At 67.8% G+C, this 24,922-nt stretch carries 18 protein-coding genes; 8 read left to right on the forward strand and 10 right to left on the reverse strand.

Features of this window, described 5'->3' with window-relative positions:
- The first annotated feature begins 51 nt into the window (after positions 1-51).
- The 7 genes from OXU50_03265 (at position 52) to OXU50_03295 (ending at position 14,028) form a co-directional block, all read left to right on the forward strand.
- Entirely contained in the window at positions 52-8,427 is an 8,376-nt protein-coding gene (locus tag OXU50_03265; protein ID MDD9868903.1) for a hypothetical protein, read from the forward strand.
- A gap of 27 nt (positions 8,428-8,454) precedes the next feature.
- Positions 8,455-9,147, forward strand: a complete 693-nt coding sequence (locus tag OXU50_03270) for a type 1 glutamine amidotransferase domain-containing protein (protein MDD9868904.1) — start codon at positions 8,455-8,457, stop codon at positions 9,145-9,147.
- A 102-nt stretch (positions 9,148-9,249) separates the two neighbouring features.
- Positions 9,250-10,416: an FtsH protease activity modulator HflK gene (hflK, locus tag OXU50_03275; GenBank protein MDD9868905.1), complete on the forward strand. Its 1,167-nt coding sequence runs from the start codon at positions 9,250-9,252 to the stop codon at positions 10,414-10,416.
- Positions 10,406-11,266 (forward strand): protease modulator HflC, encoded by an 861-nt coding sequence (gene hflC, locus OXU50_03280; protein MDD9868906.1) that lies wholly within the window; start codon positions 10,406-10,408, stop codon positions 11,264-11,266. The genes hflK and hflC overlap by 11 nt, the downstream gene beginning before the upstream one ends.
- Positions 11,267-11,298: 32 nt before the next feature.
- The gene (locus tag OXU50_03285; GenBank protein ID MDD9868907.1) at positions 11,299-11,490 is read left to right on the forward strand and encodes a DUF2065 domain-containing protein; all 192 of its coding nucleotides are present in this window, start codon (positions 11,299-11,301) and stop codon (positions 11,488-11,490) included.
- Between the two features lie 32 nt (positions 11,491-11,522).
- Positions 11,523-12,728: an ATP phosphoribosyltransferase regulatory subunit gene (locus tag OXU50_03290; GenBank protein MDD9868908.1), complete on the forward strand. Its 1,206-nt coding sequence runs from the start codon at positions 11,523-11,525 to the stop codon at positions 12,726-12,728.
- A gap of 13 nt (positions 12,729-12,741) precedes the next feature.
- The gene (locus OXU50_03295) at positions 12,742-14,028 is read left to right on the forward strand and encodes an adenylosuccinate synthase (protein MDD9868909.1); all 1,287 of its coding nucleotides are present in this window, start codon (positions 12,742-12,744) and stop codon (positions 14,026-14,028) included.
- Position 14,029: 1 nt separating this feature from the next.
- Here the strand turns inward: OXU50_03295 and OXU50_03300 are convergent, their stop codons facing one another.
- The 8 genes from OXU50_03300 to OXU50_03335 form a co-directional block, all read right to left on the reverse strand.
- Positions 14,030-15,007, reverse strand: a complete 978-nt coding sequence (locus OXU50_03300; GenBank protein ID MDD9868910.1) for a D-glycerate dehydrogenase — start codon at positions 15,005-15,007, stop codon at positions 14,030-14,032.
- Between the two features lie 18 nt (positions 15,008-15,025).
- Complete coding sequence (sucD, locus tag OXU50_03305) at positions 15,026-15,916, reverse strand: succinate--CoA ligase subunit alpha (GenBank protein MDD9868911.1); 891 nt, start codon at positions 15,914-15,916, stop codon at positions 15,026-15,028.
- Between the two features lie 19 nt (positions 15,917-15,935).
- Complete coding sequence (locus tag OXU50_03310; protein ID MDD9868912.1) at positions 15,936-17,102, reverse strand: malate--CoA ligase subunit beta; 1,167 nt, start codon at positions 17,100-17,102, stop codon at positions 15,936-15,938.
- Positions 17,103-17,167: 65 nt separating this feature from the next.
- Positions 17,168-18,115, reverse strand: a complete 948-nt coding sequence (locus OXU50_03315; protein MDD9868913.1) for a CoA ester lyase — start codon at positions 18,113-18,115, stop codon at positions 17,168-17,170.
- Positions 18,116-18,202: 87 nt separating this feature from the next.
- Positions 18,203-19,465 (reverse strand): aminotransferase class V-fold PLP-dependent enzyme, encoded by a 1,263-nt coding sequence (locus tag OXU50_03320; protein MDD9868914.1) that lies wholly within the window; start codon positions 19,463-19,465, stop codon positions 18,203-18,205.
- A gap of 166 nt (positions 19,466-19,631) precedes the next feature.
- Complete coding sequence (locus OXU50_03325) at positions 19,632-20,414, reverse strand: putative DNA-binding domain-containing protein (protein ID MDD9868915.1); 783 nt, start codon at positions 20,412-20,414, stop codon at positions 19,632-19,634.
- An 88-nt stretch (positions 20,415-20,502) separates the two neighbouring features.
- Entirely contained in the window at positions 20,503-21,351 is an 849-nt protein-coding gene (locus OXU50_03330) for a DUF692 domain-containing protein (protein MDD9868916.1), read from the reverse strand.
- Positions 21,348-21,806, reverse strand: coding sequence for a DoxX family protein (locus tag OXU50_03335; GenBank protein ID MDD9868917.1), 459 nt, complete (start codon positions 21,804-21,806; stop codon positions 21,348-21,350). The genes OXU50_03330 and OXU50_03335 overlap by 4 nt, the downstream gene beginning before the upstream one ends.
- 188 nt (positions 21,807-21,994) lie before the next feature.
- Here OXU50_03335 and OXU50_03340 point away from each other — a divergent pair, with 188 nt between their 5' ends.
- Positions 21,995-22,603, forward strand: a complete 609-nt coding sequence (locus tag OXU50_03340) for an OmpA family protein (protein ID MDD9868918.1) — start codon at positions 21,995-21,997, stop codon at positions 22,601-22,603.
- Between the two features lie 147 nt (positions 22,604-22,750).
- Here the strand turns inward: OXU50_03340 and OXU50_03345 are convergent, their stop codons facing one another.
- Entirely contained in the window at positions 22,751-23,533 is a 783-nt protein-coding gene (locus tag OXU50_03345; GenBank protein ID MDD9868919.1) for an FkbM family methyltransferase, read from the reverse strand.
- Positions 23,530-24,858 (reverse strand): 6-phosphofructokinase, encoded by a 1,329-nt coding sequence (locus tag OXU50_03350; GenBank protein ID MDD9868920.1) that lies wholly within the window; start codon positions 24,856-24,858, stop codon positions 23,530-23,532. Before OXU50_03350 ends, OXU50_03345 begins: the two co-directional genes overlap by 4 nt.
- Between the last annotated feature and the right edge of the window lie 64 nt (positions 24,859-24,922).

Consider the following 24,922-nt stretch of genomic DNA (forward strand, 5'->3'; position numbering starts at 1 on the left):
GCGACGGCGACCTTCACGCTGACGGCAAGCGGCCTTGCCGCCGGCGGCGCGATGCGGGTTACCCGCACAGTCGGTGATGACACCGACGCCGCCATATTTAGCAGTGTCGTCGACGCCGCCTTCGCCATCGCCGAAGGCGGCGACTACATCGTGACAGCCATCCCCGACGATGTGTCGCTGACCGCCGCCGCGCCGCAGCTCACCTTTGTCGTAACCGTGCTGGACGACAACATCAACGAGCCGATGGAAACCTTCAGCGTCCGCGCCGACAGCCCGGCGGGCGCCGCCGGCCCCATCACCGCCGTCATCGCCGCCGATGCGCCCGGCAGCGTGCATGTGTCCGCGCTGCCGTCCATGCAGCCGCATTCAAGCGACGGCTACCGCGAGGGCGAGACGATGCTGTTCAGCGTCCGGATTCCGGGCGGCTACGACACCGTGCGGGTGCCGTGGCGCATCGCCGGGGTTGCGGCGCTGACGCAGGCCGGCATGACGGCGCCGGCATCGGCGGATGATTTCGCCGCCGGCGATGGCACGACATCGGGCATCACCGAGCCGGGCGGCGCGCTCTCGGGCTGGCTGGAGTTCGCGCCGGGCGAGATTGCCAAAGGCGTGGCGGTTCATCTGCGCGTGGACGGCGAGGCCGAGGGGCGCGAGTCGTTTGAATTGCGCGTGGACACCGTCGCCGCCGGCCTGCCCGGGCCGGCGCGGGGAGAGGCCGCCGTGGCGACGATTTTTGCCGGCGCCGCCGGCGAGATGCTGCCGCCGCTGCCGGTGTTTGAGGCGGGCGACGGCAGCATCGCGCTGACCGGGCCGCGCGAACTGATTGAAAGCGAAACCGGCGAGTGGACGGCGGTGTGGACCGGCGCGCCGTCCGCCGAGGCGGTAACGATGACGGTCGTCTTCAACGGCGCCGCAGGCATGAGGCGGCGCCTGTGCATGAACAGAGGCTCAAGCGCCGAGTTCATCGGCTGCACGCTGATGGAGTCCGAGGCCGCACGCGAGGATGCCGATGTGATCTTCCAGCAGCCGCTGTCCTCGACGATGCGCAGCATCGTCTTCAACGCGCCGGTTCGCTACGGCGACCGCGTGTCTTTCAGGGTCAAGGCGCGGTATGATAGCAGCACCTTTTTTCGAGGTGCTGACGGCGAGGCGTTGGATTCCGACGGCGTTGAAATAGAGCAGGGCGGGGAAACCGACGAGGCGTTCGCGCTGCACCTGGAGGACGCCGGCGGCAGCCGGCGCTCCAACGCCGCCGTTACGATTATCGGGATATCCAACATCGGCTACATTGACGGGCCGTCGCGCATCCTCCTGGACAGACGAACCGGCTACAACTGGAACCGGGATCAAAATCCGGAGATACGGCGGTCCGACGACAACGCCTATAGAATTGTCAATTTCGGATTCTTCTACCGCGTGGAAGCGGCGGCGTTGGGCGGGCCGGTAACGCGCGAATGCCAGATTGCCACGCCTGCGGACTTCGGCGGCGCTTTCCCGACTTTCCAGACAGAGGTTGTGCCCGGGGATCCCCCGCAAACCTCCGAGAACACAGTCACCGATGGCGGCATACAGGTGACTGTCAGGGCGGCGGACATCGTGCTCGCCGACAGCGGCCTGTGCGCGACAAAATACTTCCGCGTCGTGCAGGATCCGGCGAGGGAGGCATTTGAGGCCGGGCAGGGGCCGAGAGGTGAATTCTTTAACAATGAAGTCGCCATCAACATCGAGCCGACCCGCTTGATCAACTGCGGCGAAGGCGACATCGGCGTCGAAGAAGGCGGCACCGGCTGCGTCGGCGCCGAGCCGTCGTCGTTCCACTCGCCGGTGTCGCGGCTGGTCGCGTTTTCCAGGACGACGCCGTCGGCGCCGCAGGCCGGTTTCCTGATTGCGCGCCTCGGCGGCGATACTCACCCGAACCCGAACCGCGTTACCGGCGCGGCCAAAGGCGACGCCAACGCCGTTACCGGCCAGTATCTGGAACTGCTGCACAGCCATTACAGCGGCGGGCGACTGGTGGAGGGCGCGTCGCGGCGGTTCACCGTGTCGTATTACGGGACGACGCTGTCGTCGCCGGTTACGGTGCCGTGGCACATTGAAGGCATCGCCGACGCCGACGAGCAGTTTGAGCGCGCCGCGGGCTTTGTTACTTTCCCTGAGGGCCTTGCGGGCGGCGCTGTCGGCCAGTTTAACAACAATGTCAGGCCCGAGATCAGCGGCGGCACGCTGACATTCCCGAACAGGCAGTTTCGGTATAACTTCAGGGCCGAGGGAGGCCGCCGGATGGCCTTCATTGAAGGCGGCCCGATTGAGATTCAGCGCGGCATTGACATCACGCCGCGCAACGACGCCGTTACCGAAGGCGAGCAGTCTTTCCGCGTGGTGCTCGGCGAACCGGTTACCGACGGCCCGGCGCTGGCGGGCGCGGGGCAGTTTGCCGAAGGCGTTATCGCCGCCAGCGACCCGATCCGGCAGGTGCTGCTGGACGGCCCGGCGACGCTGACGCCGGGCGAGGCCAGCACCTTCACCGCCTTGTGGGGCGGCCCGGCGCCGGTTACCGACACGGCGGTGCGGTGGCAGGTCGGCGGCGACGCCGCCGGCCTCTTCAGCCCGGCGGCGGGCACCGTTACCTTCGCGCGGGGAGAAGACGACGCCGACCGGACCTTCACGCTGACGCCGATGGCCGCCGCGACGACGCGCACATTCAGCGTGTCGCTGACGCCGATGCCGGCCACCGCCGCGCCGCCCGACATCTGGAGCGATGTGCCGGCGACGCTGACCGTCGGCGGCCAGGTGGTGACGACGCGGCTGCCGACCGGCGTTGACCACACCGGCGTTGCCGACGCGATTGAAGGCTACGCCGGCGTGCCCGGCGAATTCACCGTCGCGCAGTCGGCGCCGGAGCCGGCCATGCCGCCATCCGCCATCACCACTACGCGCGCAAGCGTCGCGGCGCGCAGCCCCGATGTGCGCGAGGGCGGCGACATTTCGTTCAGCATTTCGCTGGCGCGCGCGACGACGGCGGAGGTGTCGGTGGCGTGGGAAGTGCGCGCCGTTTCAGACGGCGGGCGCACCGGCGTTGAACTGGCCGACCTTGCCGACGGCGCCGGCGCGTCGCTGGCCGGGGCGCAGGACGGCGACGGGTTTGCGTTCGGCGATGTGCGCGGCTTTGTCTCGACCGGCGCCGCGGCGACGATACTGACCGGCACCGCCGTGTTCGCCGAGGCCGACAGCGTCGGCACCGGAACATTGATTGTGACGCTGCCGACGCTGGATGACGCCGTCAACGAGCCGCCGGAGGCGCTGGAGATGGTGCTGCCGCTGCCGGCGTCGGCGTCCGCCGCCGGTTACATCGTCGGCGGCGGCGGCACGACGACGGCGACGACGGTGACGCTGCACGACAACGACCCGGCGCGCATCTCGATTGAGCGCGCCGACGACGACGGCTTTGTTGAAGGGCCTGCGGGCGTCTCGACCGGAACGCGCACGGCGCTGTTCCGCGTGCGCGCCGACGGCGGCCCCGGCTTCCGGTTGGCGACGACGGCGACGGTTGCGGTGCTGGTCAGCGGCGCGCTGCGCGGCGACTTTGAGGCGTCGGCGGACAGGCTGGAACTGGCGCCGGCGCAGGACGGCATCACCAGCGCGACGCTGGTGGTTACCGCCGTGGACAACGACCGCAACGAGGCGCCGCGCACGCTGCTGGCGTCGCTTGGCGAGGTGCGGATTGCCGGCGCGTTTGAATACGCCGAAGCCGAGGCCGCCGCGGTGCTGGCCGACGACGATGACATCACCGCCGTGCTGACGCCGCCGGTGCAGACGGTGGAAGAGAACGGCGCGGCGACGCTGACGCTGGCGCTCGACCGCGCCGCGGCGGCGGCGGTGTCGGTGCCGTACACGGTGTCGCCGGCGCAGACGGCGGGCGCGACCGCCGCCGATTTCGCCGCCGACGCGGCGCTGGACGGCGTGTTTGAACTGGCGGCGGGCGAGACGATGGCGAGCGTGGAACTGGCGGTGATTGTGGACGCCGAAACGGAGACGACCGAAACGGCGGTGGCGGCATTGGGCGCGGCGGCAACGCCCGACAGCGTCGGCGCCATCGTGACGACCGGCATGGCGACGGTGCGGATCGCGCAGAACACGGCGGCGCGGCGGACTTTGGGCGTGGCCGGCATTCGCGCGACGACCGAGACGGATGCGTCGGCGGCGCGGTCTTTCCTGGTGGACCTTGGCGACAGCGCCGATGCGTTCACGACCGACACCGCGGTGCACTGGCGGTTTGAGCACATCACGACGAGCGACAGCGACTTCGGCGCGGTTACCGGCGCGGTTACGGTGACGGCGGGCAATTCAACGCAGTCGGCTGCTTTCAGCATCGCCGGCGACAACCTGAACGAGGGCGCGGAGACCTTCCGCGTGCGCCTGTCGGTGGACGACCCGGCTGCCGACGGCGGCACCCTGATTGCGCCGCCGCAGACGGTGACGCTGGTTGACGACGACCATCTCGGCATCGCGTTCCGCGCCACCACCGCCACCCACATCATCGGCATCGCGCCGGCGCTGACGGTGCCCGAAAGCGGCGCCGCGCAGGTGAGCATTACCGCGATGCTGACCGACGCCGAGCCGAGCGGCGTTGTAACGGCGGCGTTCGTTGTAACCGGCGGCGGCGTGGATGCGCGCGACTTCAACATCACAACGCCGACCGGCCTGTCGGCGGCGGCGACGAGCGCCACGCTGGTGTTCGCGCCCGGCGAGACCACCGCCACGATTGTGCTGACCGTCAGCGAAGACGATTTGAGCGAGGGCGACGAGACGGTGCGCGTTGAACGCGGCGCGACGCTGGCCGCCGCCGGCGCGTTCCGCGCGACGACGGCGACCGACGCCGCGCAGTTCATCATCGCCGCCAGCGACCGCACCTTCTTTGCCGTGGAAGACGCCGACGGCAGCGTCGCCGAAGGCGAGACCGCGCGGCTGGCGGTTACGCTCGGCGGCGGCACGCTGGCGGCGGCGACGACGCTGACCTGGCGCGCCGTCATCGCCGACCAGACCAACACATCGGTGCGCGGCCCGCGCCGTCTGAACACTTTGCAGCACCCCGACCTGGCCGCCGACAGCGGCGTGGTGACGCTGGCCGCCGACAGCACGCGGGCCGAGGTGGAGATTGCCGTCGCGCGCGACGGGCGCGAGGAAGACGATGAAATGGTGCTGGTAACGCTGGCCGCCGGCAGCGCGACGCTGGCGCCCGACCCGGCGCGCGACGGCGCCGCCGAGGCGCGCTTTGTCATCGCCGGCAGCGAGGCCGCCGCCAACTTCCTGGCCTGGAGCATGGACACGCAGCGCGCCGCCGAGGGCACGGCGGTTACGCTGACGATGGTGCTGACGGGGCGGCCAGTGGCCGGCGCGGCGCTGTCGGCGCGCATCGTTCCGGATGACGCCGCCGATGTTGAGGGCGGCGTGCGCACGCAGGTGCTGACCGGCCTCGGCACGCAGACCGTGACTTTGACGATACGCGACGACGACCTGAACGAGGGCGACGAGACGCTGGAGGTGTCGGTGCGGGCGTCGCGCGACGGCGATGAAAACGAGGTGCTGGAAGATATGACGACGCGCACGCTGACGATACCGGCGAGCGACCCGACGACCATCACCGCGGTGGCGGCGCGGCCCGCGCCGGAGGGAACCGAGGCGGTGTTCCCGCTGAGGCTGACGGGCGGGCGCCTGACCGGGGCGGTGCGCGTGGCGTGGAGCGTTACCGCGACCAATGTGCTGACGAACGCGGCGATGGCGGACGACTTCGGCGACGGTACTTCCATGAGTCTGCCGTCGTCGTCGGTTGTGATTGAGCCGGACAATCTTGCGCCGGTGATACGGGTGGCGCTGTTCGGCGACACCGACGAAAGCGAGGAGGACGAGCAGTTTATGCTGCAACTGGATTCCTCCGACCCCGGCCCGCCGCGCTACCACCTGGGGCCGGAGGCGGCTGACGGCTTGATCAGCGGCGTGGACCGCCTGCCGCCGACGCTGGAGGCGCTGCCGTGGCTGCCCGGACAGCGCGCCATCTGGCTGGCGGCGGATGAAGACATCATGGTCGCGGTTACCGACACGGCGGCGTCGCTGCCGCGCGGCACCGCGCTGCAAGGCTTCAGCGTCGGGCGCGGCGCCGACATGGCGCAGGCATCGGCGGCGGCGGCGGGCGTGGGCGCCGCTTACCAACCGCCGCGCGGCATTGCGCTGACGCTGGCCGCGCCGCTGACCGAAGACGGCGGCAATGTGTTTGTGTTCTATGACTATCCGGGCGCGCCCGCAGCCGGCATTTTTGACACCGCGCCGTTGATTACCGGGCGCAACCAGTTGACGGCGCAGACGGTGGTGGTTACACGCAGCATCAACGGCGATGAGGACTTTGACGGCGACGGCCTGCCGGATGCGGCGGAAATCGCCGCCGGCGAGAACCCGCTGACAGCGGGCGGCGTGGCCGGTTTGCCGACGGTAACCGTCGGGCGCGACAGTCCGGCGCACTTCGCCTATTCGGGCGTGCGCGCCAATGGCGCGGCGGCGCACTTAGGCGTGCGCGCGACGCCGCCGGGAGCGCGGCTGTCGGCGTGGTATCTGTCCGACACCTTCGGGTTTGAGGGCATGTATCCGCAGTTTGACATGAACGCGCGGCGCTACGGCTGCGAACGCCGGTTCCCGGCGCAGTTCCGGCTGCCGCCGGCGCAGGGCGGCTGCGAGCCGGTGGATTGGGAGAATGTGCGCGCCGGTGTTGATCACCGCGTGGGCTGGCTTGCGCTGAACGCCGCCGGGCTGTGGGCGGTGGACACCGGCACGGTCAGCAACCTGCCGGAGCAGGTGGTGCGGCGCGTGCCGGAAGTGCGGATGGATGCGGCGCGGGTGTATGCCAACACCACGCAGGCGGCGACAGTGGCGGCGTCGCATGACGGCGCCGGTGATGACAGTCTGGTGATTGAGTTCAGGAGTTCAGCCGGCGCGGATGTGCTGCGGGTTGCGGCGGCGTCCGGCGGTGCGCGTTTTGCGACGATGACGAGCGTGTCGGCGACCTGGGAGATTGCCGGCATGACGACTTCGGCGGCGGTGGCCAACACCGATTTGCTGTGGCGCGCGGGCGATGGCTTTGGCGGTTTGTCGGCGGCCAGTTATTCGCTTGGCGTGGTAACGCGGACGCGGGTGGACAATGTGGGCGCGGCGCAGGTGGCGCCGGTGTTCGGGCGCGCGGCGCTGGTGCGCGGCGGCGATGTGGTCGCGGTGCTGGTGGCGGGCGTTTCCAATTACCGGCTGGATGTGCGCGTCGCCAACCTCGGCGACGGCGCGACGGTAACGGCGCGCGACGCCGCGGGCGTGCTGACGGGTGCGAACGCGCCGTCGGTGAGTGTTGCGGACAATGTCGCGAGCGTGTCGTTCAATGTGCCGTCGGGCGCGGCTTCGGCTTCAACGGCGACGGTGGCGATTGCGATGGAAGCGCGCAACGCCGGCGGCGGCGCGACGACGGCGACCTGGGTGTATCCGGTGGTGGCGGCGGCCAGCCCGCTGGCGCTGGCCAACGATGCCGACAACGACGGCATCGCCGACCTTTACGACTGGTTTGACGCGGTAACGACCGACGACGAGGCGCGCCGCAGTTACGGCGGCGCGGCGCTGCTGCCGGTGGCGGTGGCCGACGCCGGCGTCAGCACGGCGACGCGCACCGAGGGCATGCTGCGCGGCCATCACATCCGCGCGGTGTCGCCGCAGCATGAACTGCACATCGGCCCGGCGACGCGCGAGCGCTTGCAACGCCGCGCCGCAGAAGTGGCGGCGGCGGTGGCAGCCAATGAAGAAGACGAACTGCGCTACGCCGACTTTGCCGCGTCGCGCTTCCTCAGCAACGCCGACGGCCAGCAGGAAGTGTCGTACGACTTTGAGATTCGCGGCGTTGAGCCGGAACCGGCGGAAGGCGGCGGCATCACCGGCGGTCGCGCGGGCGTTATCATCCCGCTGTCCCGCGACTTCCTTGACGCCACCGCAGGTTCAAACCTGCGCCCGGTCAAGGAGGGCGGCACCGCTGACGGCACCGGCGGCACGGCGCCCGCCGGAACCCGCGAATTCAGCCGCGACGCGGCGGATGGCGACTACGGCTTCGCACAATACATCGGCGACATCAACGCCGAAGACGGACGCTGCCCCGACGCCGGCGGCGGCGCCTACACCTTCGGCCCCGGCAGAGGGACTTGCCTGCTGCTGTACATCGTGGACGGCGGCGCCAACGACGACGACGGCGTCCGCAACGGCGTTATTCAGGACCCCGTCCGCCTCATCCGCGGCGGCGCCGCCGCCGCCGGCGGCACCCGCAGCCACGGCGGCGCCTTTGACCCGGCGGGCCTGCTGGCCCTGCTGGCCCTCGCCGCGCTGACCCTGCTCCGCCGCCGCCGCACCTGAACGCCACGCCGCCGCCGGAATGCCGACATGAAGATACTGATGGTGCTGACATCGCACGACCGGCTGGGAGACACCGGCGACAAGACCGGGTTCTGGCTTGAGGAACTGGCGGCGCCTTATTATGTGTTTACCGATGCCGGCGCCGAAGTCGCGCTGGCCTCGCCTGCGGGCGGTGCGCCGCCGCAGGACCCGAAAAGCGACGCGCCCGACATGCAGACCGACGCCATTGTCCGCTTCAAGGCCGACAACGCCGCGTGCGCGGCGCTGGCGGCGACGCTGAAACTGGCGGACATCAACGCCGGCGACTACGACGCCGTGTTTTATCCGGGCGGCCACGGGCCGCTGTGGGATCTGGCCGGCGACGCCGACTCGGTTGCGCTGATTGAGGCGATGCACCGCGACGGCAAGCCGGTGGCCGCCGTCTGCCACGGGCCGTGCGTGCTGCTGCGCGCCACCACGCCCGACGGTTCGCCGCTGGTGCGCGGCTGCGCCGTTACCGGCTTTTCCAACACCGAAGAGGATGCGGCGGGGCTGACCGACGCGGTGCCGTTTCTGGTGGAGGACGAATTGAGGCGGCTCGGCGGGCGCTACACGAAGGCCGCCGATTGGCAGGTGTGCGTCGCCGTTGAAGGCAATCTGGTAACCGGGCAGAACCCGGCGTCGTCGGCGGCGGCGGCGGACGAGGTGTTGAAACAACTGGCAAGGCAGCAGGGCGGCTGACCGGGCGGAACCCCCGCCGGGCGCGGTTGAGACAGCGGCCCCGGTAACTGGTATAATCCCCCCTCAAGCCCGGTTTTTCCGGGCCTGACGACCGAGAATACAATGCCTTGGAACCAGTCAAACGGCGAGCGCGACCCGTGGAAAGCGGACGACCGCGGCCCGCCCGATTTGTTCGACCTCTTCCGAAAACTGTTCGGCGGCTTCGGCGGGCGCGGCGGCGGCGGCGGCGGGCGCTTCGGCTCGATGAATATCGGGCTGGTCATCGGGCTGATTGTCGCGGTGTGGCTTTTCTCCGGCATCTACATCGTCAGCGAGGGGCAGCGCGGCGTTGAACTGCGCTTCGGCGCCTACAGCACGACAACGCTGCCCGGCCCGCACTGGCACATTCCGTACCCGATCGAGACGGTCGAGGAGGTGGATGTGGACCGCATCCGCTCGGCGCAGAACCAGTCGCACATGCTGACGCAGGACGAGAACATCGTCGAGGTTGAACTGGCGGTGCAGTACCGCATCAAGAGCGCCTCCGATTACCTGTTTCATGTGCGCCTGCCCGATGTCGCCGAGGACTTCCGCGACCAGTCCGTCGGCACGCTGTTTCAGGTGATGGAAAGCGCGCTGCGCGAGGTCGTCGGCAAGAGCCGCATGGACTTCATCCTCGGCGAGGGGCGCGCCGAAATCGCCGCGATGATCAAGCAGTTGATGCAGCAGGTGCTGGACGACTACGAATCCGGCCTGGAGGTGGTGACGGTCAATTTGCAGCAGTCGCAGCCGCCGGAGGCGGTGCAGGGCGCGTTCGCCGACGCCATCAAGGCGCGCGAAGACGAGATACGCTTTATCAACGAGGCCGAGACCTATTCCAACGGCATCATCCCGCAGGCGCGCGGCGAGGCGGCGCGCATGATGCAGGAGGCGACCGCCTACCGCGAGAAGGTCATCGCCAATTCCGAGGGCGAGGCGCAGCGCTTTCTGAAACTGCACGGGGAATACCGCAAGGCGCCGCAGGTGACGCGCAAGCGCCTCTATTTGCAGGCGATGCAGTCGGTGCTGTCGCGCAGCAACAAGGTGATGGTGGATGTCGAGGGCGGCAACAACATCTTCTATCTGCCGCTCGACCGCCTGATGAAGGGCGGCGATGCGGCGCCGGCGGCGCCGGGCGCGCAGGGCGGCGCGTCGCCGTCCGACGGCGCGTCGTCGTCGGCGCGCGACAATCTTTCGTCGCAGGTGCGCCAGGCCATACGCGGCGCGCGGGAGGGGCGCAATGCCCGGTAGAATCGCGCTGACCGTCGCCGGCCTGCTCGCGGTCGTCGTCTATTTCTCGACCTACATCGTGGACGAGCGCGAGAAGGCGCTGCTGTTCCGTCTCGGCGAGATTGTCGAGTCCGACATCAAGCCGGGGCTGCACTTCAAGTACCCGCTGATCAACAACGCCGAGGTCTTTGACGCGCGCATCCTGACGCTGAACGCGAGGCCGGAGAGTTTTCTGACGGTCGAGAAGAAGAATGTCACGGTGGACTTCTTCGCCAAATGGAGAATCCGCGATGTCTCGCAGTATTACCGCGCCACGCGCGGCGACGAGCGCAACGCGCAGAGCAGGCTGTCGCAGATCATGAAGGACGGCCTGCGAAACGAGTTCGGCAAGCGCACGATACAGCAGGCGGTTTCCGGCGAGCGCAGCGAGATCATGAACATCCTGCGCGGCAAGGCCAACGCGCTGGCCGAGGAACTGGGCATCGAGGTCGTGGATGTGCGCGTCAGCCGCATTGACCTGCCCGACGATGTCAGCGGCGCGGTGTATTCGCGGATGCGCGCCGAGCGCAACCGCGTGGCGCGCGACTTCCGCGCGCGCGGCATGGAGGAGGCCGAGCGCATCCGCGCCAAGGCCGACCGCGAGCGCACCGAGATTGTCGCCAAGGCGTACCGCGACGCCGAGAAGATACGCGGCGACGGCGACGCCGAATCGGCGGCGACCTACGCCGAAGCCTACAGCCAGGACCCGGAGTTTTACGCATTCCTGCGCAGCATCAACGCCTACGAGGGCGCCTTCGGCGGCACCGACACGCTGGTGCTTGAGCCGGATTCAGAATTCTTCAATTATTTCGGCCAGCAGGGCGGCAACTGAAGCCGCCGTCGCTTGCAGCGGGTGACAGCCGGATGAGATGGTCGGACCTGTTCGTCGCCCTCGGCCTGGTGATGATCATTGAAGGCATCCTGCCGTTTGTCAGCCCCGAAAAATCGCGCGTCGCCGCGAGGGTGACCGAGAGTCTCAGCAACTTCCGGCTGCGGCTGTTCGGCTTCATCGCGCTGGCGGGCGGCGCGCTGCTGATCTATATCGCCGGATACTGAACTCCGCTCGTTGACGAAACCGCAGGCGGGCGATGGCAGGCCGGGATTCCAGTGCAAACCGATGGCTTTTGCCGGACGGCGTCGAGCAGGCGCTGCCGGGCGAGGCGCGGCGCATCGAGGCCCTGCGGCGGCGCGTTCTTGATTTGTTTGATGCGTGGGGCTATGAACTGGTCATCACGCCGCTGATTGAGTACCTGGAATCGCTGCTGGCCGACGCCGACGACGAACTGAACCTTCAGGTCTTCAAACTGACCGACCAGTCGAGCGGGCGCATGCTCGGCATCCGCGCCGACATGACGCCGCAGGTGGCGCGCATGGACGCCCACATGCTGCACCCGCACGGCATCAACCGCCTTTGCTACGCCGGCCAGGTGCTGAAGGCGCGCTGCGAGGGCGTTTCCGGGTCGCGCTCGCCGCTGCAATTCGGCGCCGAGATTTACGGCCACGAGGGCGTCGGCAGCAGCATTGAGGTGATTCGCCTGATGCTGGCGGCGCTGGAAGCCGCCGGCGTCGGCGGCGTGCACCTGGGGCTTGGGCATGTCGGCATCTGCCGCGGTTTCGCGCAGGCCGCCGGGCTGGCGCCTGCGCCCAGCGAGCGCCTGCTGGACCTGCTGAACACGAAGGCCGCCCATGAGATCGAGGCCTACCTGCGCGAGCAGGGCGTGGCGCGCGGCCAGATAGACTGGTTTGTCTCGCTCGCCGACCTCTACGGCGGCGCCGATGTGCTGGAAGAGGCGCGCAGGCGCTTCGCCGGCGCGGTGCCGCAGGTGGGCGATGCGCTGGACGAACTGCAAAGCGTCGCCGACGCGCTGGCGCGCAGTTGCCCCGGCATTCAACTGCATTGCAATCTCGCCGAACTGCCGGGCTACCACTATGAGACGGGTTTGGTGTTTGCCGGATATGTGCCGTCCATCGGCCAGGAAATCGCGCGCGGCGGGCGCTACAACAATGTCGGCGAATCGTTCGGCAAGGCGCGGCCCGCCGTGGGTTTCAGCAGCGACCTGAAACTGCTGGCCGCGCTCGGCGACGACGCGGCGTCGGCGTCGGCGTCGGCGCAGACGCCGGCGGCGCCCATCTGCGCGCCGCCCGACGACGACCCGGCGCTGCATGAAAAGATCGCGTCGCTGCGCGCCGCCGGCGAGCGCGTCGCGGTGCAATTTGACGCCGCCGCGCCCGCCGCCGGCGCGCGCGCGCTGGTGCGCGACGGCGGCAAATGGGTGGTCACGGAACCATCATGACGGCGGCGTTTAGATGACAGCCGCCGCCGTCATCGGCTTGCAGTGGGGCGACGAGGGCAAGGGCAAGATAGTGGATTGCCTGACCGCCGACGCCGACGCCGTCGTTCGTTTTCAGGGCGGGCACAACGCCGGTCACACCATCGTCGTCAACGGCGAGACGAAGATACTGCACCTGCTGCCGTCGGGCGCGGTCAGGCCCGGTGTGGAGTGTCTGATAGGCAACGGCGTCGTGCTGTCGCCGCGCGCGCTGTTTGACGAGATTGGGTCGTTCGGCGGCGGCGGCGGCGAAGTCGCCGCGCGGCTGCGGTTGTCGGGCGCGTGCCCGCTGCTGCTTGAAGGCCACCGGCTGCTTGACATCGCGCGCGAGGCCGCGCGCGGCGGCGGCGCCATCGGCACGACCGGCAAGGGCATCGGCCCGGCCTACGAAGACAAGGCGGCGCGGCGCGCGCTGCGGCTGTCCGATGTCGCCGACGCCGACGGCTTCGCCGGCAAACTGCAAGCGCTGGCGGAGTACCACAACTTTCTGCTGCAACGCTATTACCGCGCCGAAGCCTGGGACTGGCGCGCCGACCTTGACTTCATCCTGTCGCACCGCGACGCGCTGATGCAGATGATGCGCCCGGTGCACGAACGCCTCGCCGAACTGCGCCGCGCCGGCGCCAACATCCTGTTTGAGGGCGCGCAGGGCGCGCTGCTGGATATTGACCACGGCACCTGGCCGTTTGTGACCTCGTCCAACACCGCCGCCGGCAACATCGCCTGCGGCGCGGGTTTCGCCGCGCGCCATCTGGGGCGCGTCGCCGGCGTCGTCAAGGCCTACACGACGCGCGTCGGCAACGGGCCGTTTCCGACCGAACTGGACGACGACACCGGGCGGCGCCTGGCCGAGCGCGGCGGCGAGGTCGGCGCCACCACCGGCAGGCCGCGGCGCTGCGGCTGGCTCGACAGCGTCGCGCTGCGCTACGCCGCCGACTTGAACGGCGTGGACACGCTGTGCCTGACCAAACTGGATGTGCTGGAGGGCATCGGCACGCTGCGCGTTTGCACCGGCTACAAGAACAGGCGCGGGGGCATGCGCGACGGCGCGGGCGGCGGCGTCCCCGGCGACTGCGAGCCGGAATACGCCGAACTGGAGGGCTGGAACGAACGCATCGGCGGCGTGCGCCGCTACGAGGATTTGCCGCGCGCCGTGCGCGGCTATGTGGAATGGATAGAGGAGCGCGTCGGCGTGCCGGTCTCGCTGCTGTCAGTCGGCCCGGGACGCGACGACAACATCATCCGCTCGCGTCTGTTTGACTGAGTCAGGCGACGCGGTCGGGCAGGTCGCCGCCGTCCAGCCACGCGCGCAGGTTTTTCAGCACGCGCCGCCCCATCGCAATCCGCGTCTCGCGCGACGCGCTGCCGAGGTGCGGCAGCAGCACGGCGTTTTCCAGTTCCAGAAAGCCCGGGTCAAGGTTCGGCTCGCCTTCAAAGACATCCAGGCCGGCGCCGGCGATGACGCCTTTTTTCAGCGCCTCAATCAGCGCCTGGTTGTCAATGACATCGCCGCGCGCGGTGTTGATCAGGAACGAGCCGGGCTTCATCAGCGCGATGCGCTCGCGGTTCATCAGGTGGCGGGTCTTGTCGCCGCCGGGGCAGTGCAGCGACAGGAAGTCGGCGTCCGGTATCATCTCTTCAAGCGTCGGGTACGAAGTGGCGCCGACTTCGCGCACGGCCTTTTCCGGCGGCTCGAACGGGTCGTGGAACAGTATCTTCATGCCGAAGCCGAAGTGCGCGCGGCGCGCGACGGCGCAGGCGATGCGCCCGAAGCCGACCAGCCCCAGCGTCTTGCCGGTGACCTTCGTGCCGAGCATGTGCGTCGGGCGCCAGCCGCTCCACGCATTGGCGCGGACATGGCGCTCGCCCTCGCCGATGCGCCGCGCCGCCGTCAGCATCAGTATCATGGCGATGTCGGCGGTGCAGTCGGTCAGCACTTCGGGCGTGTTGGTTACGCGAATGCCGGCCTTCTTGGCGGCGTCAAGGTCAATGTGGTTGAAGCCGACGCCGAAGTTGCCGAGAAATTGGCAGCGGATGCCGTCGGCGCCGAGCGTCTCGGCGTCCATCGGGTCGGTCACCGTCGGCAGCACGCAGTCGGCGCTGCGCAGCGCGTCCTGCAATTCGCCGCGCGACATCGGGCGGTCTTCCTCGTTGAGGCGCACATCGTTGCACATCTCGCGCAGTTCGTCCTCTACGACGGACGGCCAGCGCCGCGTGACAATGACGGTCGGTGTTTTGCTCATGGCGGTTTCCTCTTGCTTTTATTTGCGGTCTTTCAGCACTTTGGCCATCGTCGCGCCCAGTTCCGACGGGTTCGGCGCGATGACGACGCCGGCGTTTTTCAGTATTTCGGTCTTCTCGGCGGCGCTCTCGCCCTTGCCGGAGACGATGGCGCCGGCGTGGCCCATGCGCCGCCCCTTCGGCGCCGTCAGCCCGGCCACATAGGCGACCACCGGCTTGGTCATGTAACTGCGGATGTATTCGGCGGCCTCGGCTTCCTGCGGGCCGCCGATTTCGCCGATCATCATCACCGCGCGGGTTTCAAGGTCGGTCTCGAACATCTCGAGGATGTCGCGGTGCGAACTGCCGTTGATGGGGTCGCCGCCGATGCCGACGCTGGTGGAGATGCCGATGCCAGCGGCCTGCATCTGCGACGCGGCCTCGTAGCCGAGCGTGCCGGAGCGGGCGACGACGCCGATGTTGCCGGCCTTGTAGATGTGGCCGGGCATGATGCCGAGCATCGCCTTGCCGGGGCTGATGGTGCCGGCGCAGTTGGGGCCGGTCAGCACCATTTTCTTCTCGCGGCGGTAGCGGCGCATGAAGCGCTTGACGCGCATCATGTCGAGCGCCGGGATGCCGTCGGTGATGGCGACGCAGTAGCGAATGCCGCCGTCGGCGGCCTCCATGATGGAGTCGGCGGCGGCGGCGGCGGGCACGAACAGCACGCTGGCCTCGGCGCCGGTCTCGCGCACCGCGTCCTTGACGGTGTTGAAGACGGGCTTGCCGAGGTGGTCGGCGCCGCCCTTGCCGGGCGTCACGCCGCCGACGATGCGGGTGCCGTATTCCATCATCTCCTTGGCGTGGAAGGTGCCGATCTTGCCGGTGAAGCCCTGCACGATGACGCGGGTTTTGTCGTCTAACAGTATGGACATGGTCGTTTCTCCGCGGCGCTCAGCGCCGGCTGGCGGCCTCGACGGCCTTGTGGGCGGCTTCGCCGAGCGTTTCCGTCGAGACCAGCGGCAGGCCGCTGTCTTTCAGCATCTTGCGCCCGACTTCTACATTGGTGCCGGACAGCCGCACGACCAGCGGCACCTTCAGGTTGATGGACTGGATGGCCTTGATCAGGCCCTCGGCGATCCAGTCGCAGCGGTTGATGCCGGCGTAGATGTTGACCAGCATCGCCTTGACGCTCTTGTCTTGCAGCACCAGTTCAAACGCCTTGGCGACGCGCTCCGGCGACGCGCCGCCGCCGATGTCGAGGAAGTTGGCGGGTTCGCCGCCGGCGTGCTTGATCATGTCCATCGTCGCCATCGCCAGGCCGGCGCCGTTGATCATGCAGCCGATGTTGCCTTCCAGGCCGACATAGCTGAGGTCGTGGTCGGAGGCGCTGGTCTCGCGCGGGTCTTCCTGCGACTTGTCGCGCATCTCGGCGATTTCCGGGTGGCGGAACAGCGCGTTGTCGTCCACGATCATCTTGGCGTCGAGCGCGATCAGTTCGCCGCCCTTGGTGATGACCAGCGGGTTGACCTCGACGAGGCTGGCGTCGGACTTGATCAGCGCGCGGTAGCAGCCGGTGATGGCGCGTATCGCGTCTTTCAGCAGGGTTTTCGGGATGTTCAGCGCGAACGCGAGTTCGGCGGCCTGAAAGCGGCGCAGGTCCACCGCCGGGTCAATCGGGATGCGGACAATCGAGTCGGGGCGCTCGGCGGCGAGTTCCTCGATGGCCATGCCGCCGCTGGCCGAGGCGACGGCGACGATGCGCTCGCTGGCGCGGTCGAGGACGAAGGCGAGGTAGAGTTCGCGGTCAATGTCGGTGCCGGCCTCGATATAGACCTTCTCGACAATCTTGCCCTGCGGCCCGGTCTGCACCGTCGCCAGCCGCGTGCCGATCATCTGGTTGGTGGCTTTCTGCACCTCTTCCTCGCTTTTGCACAACTTGACGCCGCCGGCCTTGCCGCGCGCGCCGGAATGAATCTGCGCCTTGACGACGCACGCCGGCGTGCCCAACTGGTGGTAGCAGGTGGTCGCCTGCGCCGGGCTGTACGCCAGTTTGCCGGCGGCGATGGGGACGCCGTATTGCTGCAAGATTTCCTTCGCCTGGTATTCGTGTATGTCCACTGGTTTTGTCTCCTGTCGCGGCGGCGCGCGGGCGCGCCGGGCGTGGTTGGTTCAGCGTCGCCGGTTCAGCCTTGCCTGGCCTCGATGACCCGGGCCATCTTGACGACATTCTCGGCCATGCGCGCCGACGCCGCGTCAATCATCTTGCCGTCGAGCGACGCCGCGCCGCGGCCTTCGGCGGCGGCTTTTTCCAGTTCCTCGAGGATGCGGCGCGCCTTGTTGACCTCGGCTTCGGGCGGCGAGAACACCTCGTTGGCGAGCGCGATTTGCGACGGGTGGATTGCCCACTTGCCTTCAATGCCGAGCGCCGCGGCGCGGCGCGCCGCCAGCGTGTAGCCTTCGGCGTCGTTGAAGTCGCCGAACGGGCCGTCTATCGGGCGCAGGCCGAAGGCGCGGCACGCCACCGTCATCCGCGTGATGGCGGCGTGCCACTGGTCGCCGGGGTAGTCGGGGTTGAGGCCGCCGATGTTGACGGTGCGCGCGCGGTTGCTGGCGGCGTAGTCGGCGACGCCGAAATGCAGCGCCTCAAGCCGCGTGCACGGCGACGCCGCGATGCGCTCGACATTGGCCATGCCGAGCGCCGTCTCAATCAGCGCCTCGAGGCCGATGCGGTGGCCGATGCCCTTGGCCTCCTCGATTTGCGACACCATCACATCCACGGTGTAGAGGTCGTCGGGCACGCCGACTTTCGGCACCAGGATGGTGTCCAGATGCTGTCCGGCCTGTTCGACGACATCCACGACATCGCGGTACATGTAATGCGTGTCAAGGCCGTTGATTCGCACCGACACGGTCTTGCCGGCGTTCTTCCAGTCAAGCGAGTTGAGCGCCTCGATGATGTTCTTGCGCGCCTGCAACTTGTCGTCGGGGGCGACGGCGTCTTCCAGGTCGAGGAACACATAGTCGGCGTCGCAGGCAAGCGCCTTTTCAATCATGCGCGGGTTGGAACCGGGCACCGCCAGTTCGCTGCGCTGCAAGCGCTCGCGCGCCGGTTCAAATCTTGTGTGGCTCATCGCGTGTTCTCCGGCACGGCGCGGACGGCGGACTTGCGGGCCTTGCGCGCCGGCAATCTTGTGTGGTTCATCTTTGCGTCCCCTGCGTCAGCGCCGCACGATGGCGGATTTGGACGCCTTGCGGCGGCCTTTCTTCGGCGCCGGCGCCGCTTTCGCGCTGGACAGTTTGGCTTTCAGCGGCGGCGCCGTGCGGCGGTAGTATTCCAGCGCGGCGCCGACGCCCGCGCCCGGCTCGATGCGAAGCCCGGCGTCGCGCATCGCCATCTCGGCGGTGGCCAGCGCCGCCAGCACCGAAGTCTCGTTGTGGTCGCCCAGGTGGCCGATGCGAAACGCCTTGCCGGCCAGCACCGACAGCCCGGCGCCGAGCGACAGGTTGTAGCGGTGGTAGGCGATTTCAATGACATCGCGCGCGTCAAAGCGCGGCGGCACGCGGATGGCGGTGACGGTGTCGGAATGCCATTTCGGGGCCTTCGCCACCAGTTTCAGGCCCCAGGCGTCCACCGCGCGGCGCACGCCCTCGGCGAGGCGGTGGTGGCGCTTGAAGATGTTCTCCAGCCCTTCCTCCTCAAGCAGGATTTGCAGCGACCGTTTCAGGCCGTGCAGCAGCGGGATGGACGGCGTGTACGGAAAGAAGCCGTCCTTGTTGGCGTTGATGTGGTCCTGGATGTCGAGAAAACACCGCGCGCATTTGGCGGTGTTTCGGGCGCGCAGCGCGCGGCGGCTGAAACAGACGATGGCCATGCCCGCCGGCAGCATGAAGCCCTTTTGCGAGCCGCTGACGGCGACATCCACTTCCCATTCGTCCATGCGGAAATCAATGCTGGCGATGGAACTGACGCCGTCCACATAGAGCATCGCCGGGTGGCCGGCGGCGTTCATCGCGCGGCGCAGGCCGGCGATGTCGCTGGTGACGCCGGTGGCGGTCTCGTTGTGGCACACCATGACGGCCTTGATCTCGTGCTTGTGGTCGCGTTCAAGGCGGCGTTTGAAACGCTCGACCGGCACGCCTTCGCCCCACGGCACATCAATCGTCTCGACATCAAGGCCGATGCGAACCGCGAGATCCCACCACAGATGGCTGAACTGGCCGAAGCGCGATGTCAGCACCTTGTCGCCCGGCGACAGCGTGTTGCTGAGCGCGACTTCCCAGCCCGCGGTGCCGGTGGCCGGAAACAGGAAAGTGCGCCCGCTGCCGGTCTTGAAAACGCGGTTGACATCCTTCAGCATCGGTTTCGTCAGTTTGGCGAAATCGGGCCGGCGGTGGTCTTCCTGCGGAATGTTCATCGCGTTCTGAATCGAGACCGGAATGTTGGTCGGGCCCGGCACGAACAGGAAATTGCGTCCTGGCATGGTGGTTTGGTCCTCTGTTGTTGTGACTTGTCGTCGTTGGTTGTGGAATTGAAGCCCGGCTGTCGCGCCCGCCAAAGGCCGCTGCGGGGGCGCAATTATGCCCCAACAACGGGGTGATGCCAAGCCCCCCCTGATGGGGTGCCCCCGGTGCGGGCGTTGCCGCCGGTCAGCGGCGCACGCCCAGCACGATGCCCTTGGCGGCCAGCATCTCCAGTGTTTGCTGGCCGCCTTGCAGCGCCTTTTCGGTGTCGGCGACCTTCAGGTCGGCGACGACGCGGCGGATTTGTTCGGCGCCGCTGACATCGCCGCCGTCGGTGATTTTCTCCAGCAGCAGCGCGCTCGGCAGGTTCAGTTCCATGAAGCGGACGCGGTCGTCGTCAGCGCGCCACACCACCAGCCAGGTCGGCGTCTTGCCCGGTTCGCGCGGCGTGAAGTGCGGGCCGATGCGGTGCACCGGCCATTCGTAGGCGTGCTGCCACGCCAGCGGCGACGCCACCGGCACGCCGGCCAGCAGGTCGCCGTCGCGGTCAATGGCGCTGTGGTCGGCGGCGTCGTCGGCGCGCGCCAGCGCCAGTTCCAGCCATTCATAATGCGCCAGTTCCAGCAGGAACGGCGGGTCGCAGGGGCGCGCCTCGTGTTCGTTTTCCAGGTAATCAATGAATTCGCGCGAGATTTCGGCGAAGTACGGCGAGTGGCAGCGGTGGCGCGCGTAGAAACGCCGCGCCAGTTCGCGCCAGTCGTCCTTGCGGTAGAGCGTTTTCAGCACCGGGAAGGCGTCGGTCAGAAAGCCCTCCATATTGCGGATGAACAGGCCGCGATAGACTTCAAGACGCCGCTCTTCAAGCCCCGGCGGCGGCGGTTTGGACGGGTCGCGCAGATGCGCGGCAAACTGGCGCTGAATGGCGCGGAAGTTGCCCGGCGGTGTTTCGGGTGGCGTTTTTTCAGGCAATGTTTCAGGCGGTGTTTCGGGCGGCCCTTGCAGGCGTGTTTCAGACGGCGTTTCAGGCGTGTTTCAGCCGCGTTGTTTCAGGCATGTTTCAGGCGGCATCCGGCACCGGGTGCTGGTCTTGCAGTGCGCGGATGCGGTTCACCTCGTCCAGCAGGCGCGGCAGCGGCGGGAAATTGAAGTCGCGCTCCAGCAGCGTCGGCACCGCGCCGAACAGCGAGTAGGCTTTTTCAAGCAGGCGCCAGACCGGGGCGATGACATCGGCGCCGTGCGTGTCCACAATCAGGTCGTCGGCTTCGTTGTAATGGCCGGCGATGTGGCACCAGGCGATGCGCTGCGCCGGCAGTTTTTCAAGGTAGTCTTCGGCGTTGAAGTGGAAGTTGACCGAATTGACATAGACATTGTTGACATCCAGCAGCAGGTCGCAGTCGGCTTCCTCGAGCACGAGGCGGAGGAAGTCGGTTTCGTCCATCTCGCGGCCCGGCGCGAGGTAGGCCGACACATTCTCGACGGCGATGCGCTGGCCGAGAAAGTCCTGCACATCGCGGATGCGCGCGGCGACATGGCGCGCGGCCTCTTCGGTGAACGGAACCGGCATCAGGTCGTAGAGGTGCGCCTCGTCGGCGCAGTAGCTCAGGTGCTCGCTGTAACGGCGGATGCGGTGCTCGCGCAGGAAGCCGCGGATGTCGGCCAGCAGTTTCATGTCGAGCGGCGCCGGGCCGCCGAGCGACAGCGACAGGCCGTGACAGACGAACGGCCAGCGCTCGGTGAAGCGGCGAAAACGCCGTCCCGACGCGCCGCCGACGCCGATCCAGTTCTCCGGCGCGGTCTCCATGAACGACACCTGCGAAGGCCGCGCGGCCTCGAGTTCGTCCATCAGGCCGCGCCGCAGGCCGAGGCCGGCGCCGGCGACCGGGTAACTGCCGGCGGCGTGCGTCACCGCCGGTCGCGCCCGGCGATGATGTGGTCAATGCTGAATTTTCCGGCGCCGCTGAGCAGCAGCGGAACCAGCATCACCATGAAAATCAGCGGCAGTTTGTAGCCGTTGTCGCAGACATTGTAGCCGCTGCCGGCGTGCACGCTGGCCCACGCCACCGCGTCGAGTATGATCAGGGCGGCGGCCCAGAAGCGCGTGCCGAGACCGAGCGCCAGTCCGAGCGCGCCGATGATCTCGACCCAGGTCGCAAGAAACCAGCTGACGGCGACCGGCAGCACATTGAACGGAAACGGAAAGTCGTCGGCGATGTTGGCGAACCAGTTCTCGCCCTGCAACTTGGCGAGGCCGGCCTCGTAGAATTCCCACGCCAGCAGCAGGCGCAGCCCCAGCAGCGACAGCCAGGCGCCGATGGAGGACAGGCCGCGGTTCAGCGAGCAGATTGTGCTTTGAAGGCTCATCGGAGGCTGCTCCGGGGGCCGGGTTGGGGGTGGGGTGTGGAAGTCATGGTGGGTCTCCTTTATGTAGGTTGGCCTGACGCTGGTGGGGGTTATTATAACCCCCTCCCTCTCTGTTGCCCGCCGCGCCCGCAAAGCAGATATAATCGGCGATACGCCAACCCGCAACCCACCTGGAAGGATTATTTATTATGAGACCACAATCCCGTCATCAGACCCTTCACCAACCCATCTATCAACACTTCGTTGCCTTCGGCCTGGCCGCGGTGATGCTGTTCGGCTGCTCCGCGACGCAGGAGGTCGGCATGGAGGAACCGCAAACCGGGACGCCGGGCGCCGGTGACGGCGCGGGCGGGACGCAGACCGCGCGCTATCCGGAGAGCGCCGCGGCCACCGCCGAACAGTTGTACGGCGCCGAGCCGGGCACGACCAGCGAGGCGTACCGGCAAGCGATGGAGCGCAACGAGGCGCTGCGTTACAACATCATTTATTTTGAATACAACTCGTCGGTCGTCAACGACGACGGGCGCGATGCGCTGTCGCACCACGCCGCCTTCATGCAGGACAACCCCGGCGTCACGCTGCGCCTTGAGGGCCACGCCGACGAACGCGGCAGCGCGGGCTACAACCTGGCCCTCGGCGAACAGCGCGCGAAGTCGGTGCGCAGCATTTTGCAGGCGGGCGGCGTCGAGGCGGTGCGCATCTCGGTCATCAGTTACGGCGAGGAACGCCCCGCCGTTGACGGCTACACCGAAGACGCCTACAGCCGCAACCGCCGCGCCGAGTTAATCTACCAATGAGGGCCGCCGCCCGCCGGTAGCGGCGAGCGGCTACTGTGGCGGCAAACGGTTGCTGTGGCGCTGCCAAAAACCGGCCATCTGTCGCTGCCGGCAGCGGGACGCCAGGATGCCGGGACGTCAAGGAAGAAACGCGGCAGCCGCCCGCCGCTACCGGCGGGTGGCGGGTGGTCTTCTCTTCAGGTTCCACTTGCAGTCCATTTCCCACCAGTGCTCCGGCACCTCGTTGAACTGGCCGTCCTTGAGTATGCCCCAGCCCTTCGCCGCCAGCGTGTAGTTCGCGGACAGCAGCCGGTTGAACGCGGCTTCATGGTTGTCCGGCAGGTCGCTGTAGCAATTCCGGTATTTGTCTTTTGTCACCTCGCACGAGATGCTGCCGATTCTGCCGCGCCGGATGAGCGGTTCCAGGGTTTTCAGCACCTCAAGATCCATTCCCTGTATGTCGCTGATGTAATCGTCAATGTAGTCAACGCCTTGTTGTTCAAGGAAACGGCACAGGTTCACGCACGGCACCCGGATTGTCTTGACGATGCGGATTTCATCGTTGAAATTTTCGTCGAGGCGGCCGATTGAAGAGGAGGCGCCGCCATCGTTGCTGGTGATGTTGAATTCAATCTCGCCGTCGCGGTCGGCGGCGGCGAGATTGAAAAGGCGGACATTCGGGCATGACCGGTATTCCTCCTGAAGTTCCGCGAACAATTCCGGGTTGGCCTCGAACCCGTAGCACACCCGGTACCTGTGGAACAGCGGCCTGAACGAACGCCCCGTGTGCAGGCCCACATAAACCAGGACATCTTTTCTTCTTTTCGCCAGATTGCGGGTGAAATCCATTGCCTGCTTCAGCATTCTTTTGCCGTTCGGCTTTTTGCCCGCGAGCAGCCCGCGCAGATGGAACAGCAGGAAGCCGGCGATGGGAGGGCGGCGGGATTTCATTTCTTCGGAGGCGCGCCGGTCTGTTGCCGCGGGTTAAGGCGCTCTTTCAGTTTCTTCGGCACCGGCGCGTGCGCCGGACGCGCATAGCACGGCAGGCCGTTTTTGTAGGGCGGGTAGTCTTCGCCTTCAATCAGCGGGCGCAGGTAGGTTTTGCAGGCGTCGGTGATGCCGAAGCCGTCTTCGCTGATGTAGTCGCGCGGCAGTTTCTTTTCGCGGTTGGCGACATCCGCCAGCGGCGCGCTGCCGGTGCGCCAGCGGTAGGGGTTGTCGGATTCGCGCACGATGGTCGCCATGACGGCGTCCTGGCCGGCAAGCGCCATCTCAATGGCGGCCTCGCCGAGCGCGCGCGCCTGCTCGACATCGGTGCGCGAGGCGATGTGGCGCGCCGAGCGTTGCAGGTAGTCGGCCACCGCCCAGTGGTGTTTGTGGCCGAGTCGTTCGGTCATTAATTGCGCGATGCGCGGCGCGGCGCCGCCGAGTTGGGCGTGGCCGAATGCGTCGCGCGTGCCGGCCTCCGACAGAAAGCGCCCGCCGGCGTCGCGCACGCCCTCGGAGACGACGATAACGCAATGGCCGTGTTCGGCGACGCAGCGCCCGGCCTCGCGCACGACGCGCTCCTCGTCGAACGGAATCTCCGGGAACAGAATCAGGTGCGGGGCGTCGCCGTCGCGCTCGCGCGCAAGGCCGGCGGCGGCGGCGATCCATCCGGCGTGGCGCCCCATCACTTCCAGCACGAAGATCTTCGTCGAGGTCTTCGCCATTGAGGCGACATCAAGCGCCGCCTCGCGCGTCGAGACCGCGACATACTTCGCGGTCGTGCCGAAACCCGGGCAGCAGTCGGTCAGCGGCAGGTCGTTGTCCACCGTCTTCGGGATGCCGATGCAGGTCAGCGGGTAGTCGTAGGCGCGCCCGAGTTGCGAAATCTTGAGCGTCGTGTCCTGCGAGTCGCCGCCGCCGTTGTAGAAGAACCAGCCGATGTCGTGCGCGCGGAAGACATCCAGCAGGCGGCGGTATTCGGCCTCGTTTTCCTCGAGGCTTTTCATCTTGTAGCGGCAGGTGCCGAAGGCGCTCGCCGGCGTGTGCGCGAGCGCCGCGATGTCGTCGTCGCCGAGGGCGGCGGTGTCCATCAGGTCTTCGTCGAGCGCGCCGAGGATGCCGTTGTGCGCGGCATAGACGCCGCCGATGACATCACCGCGCCTGCGCGCCGCCGCAATCAGCCCGGCGGCGGTGGCGTTGATAACGGCGGTAACACCGCCCGACTGGGCGTAGAGGGCGTTGCGCCCCGTCGCCGGCCCCCTGGTTGGCTCCTTTCCCGCTGCGTTCATCGGCGCAATTATAATGGACAACCGCAATCCGCTATAATTCGCACGGCCCGCATTCATTGGGTTC

The organism is Gammaproteobacteria bacterium, assembly GCA_028817225.1.
GTDB lineage: Bacteria > Pseudomonadota > Gammaproteobacteria > Poriferisulfidales > Oxydemutatoraceae > Oxydemutator.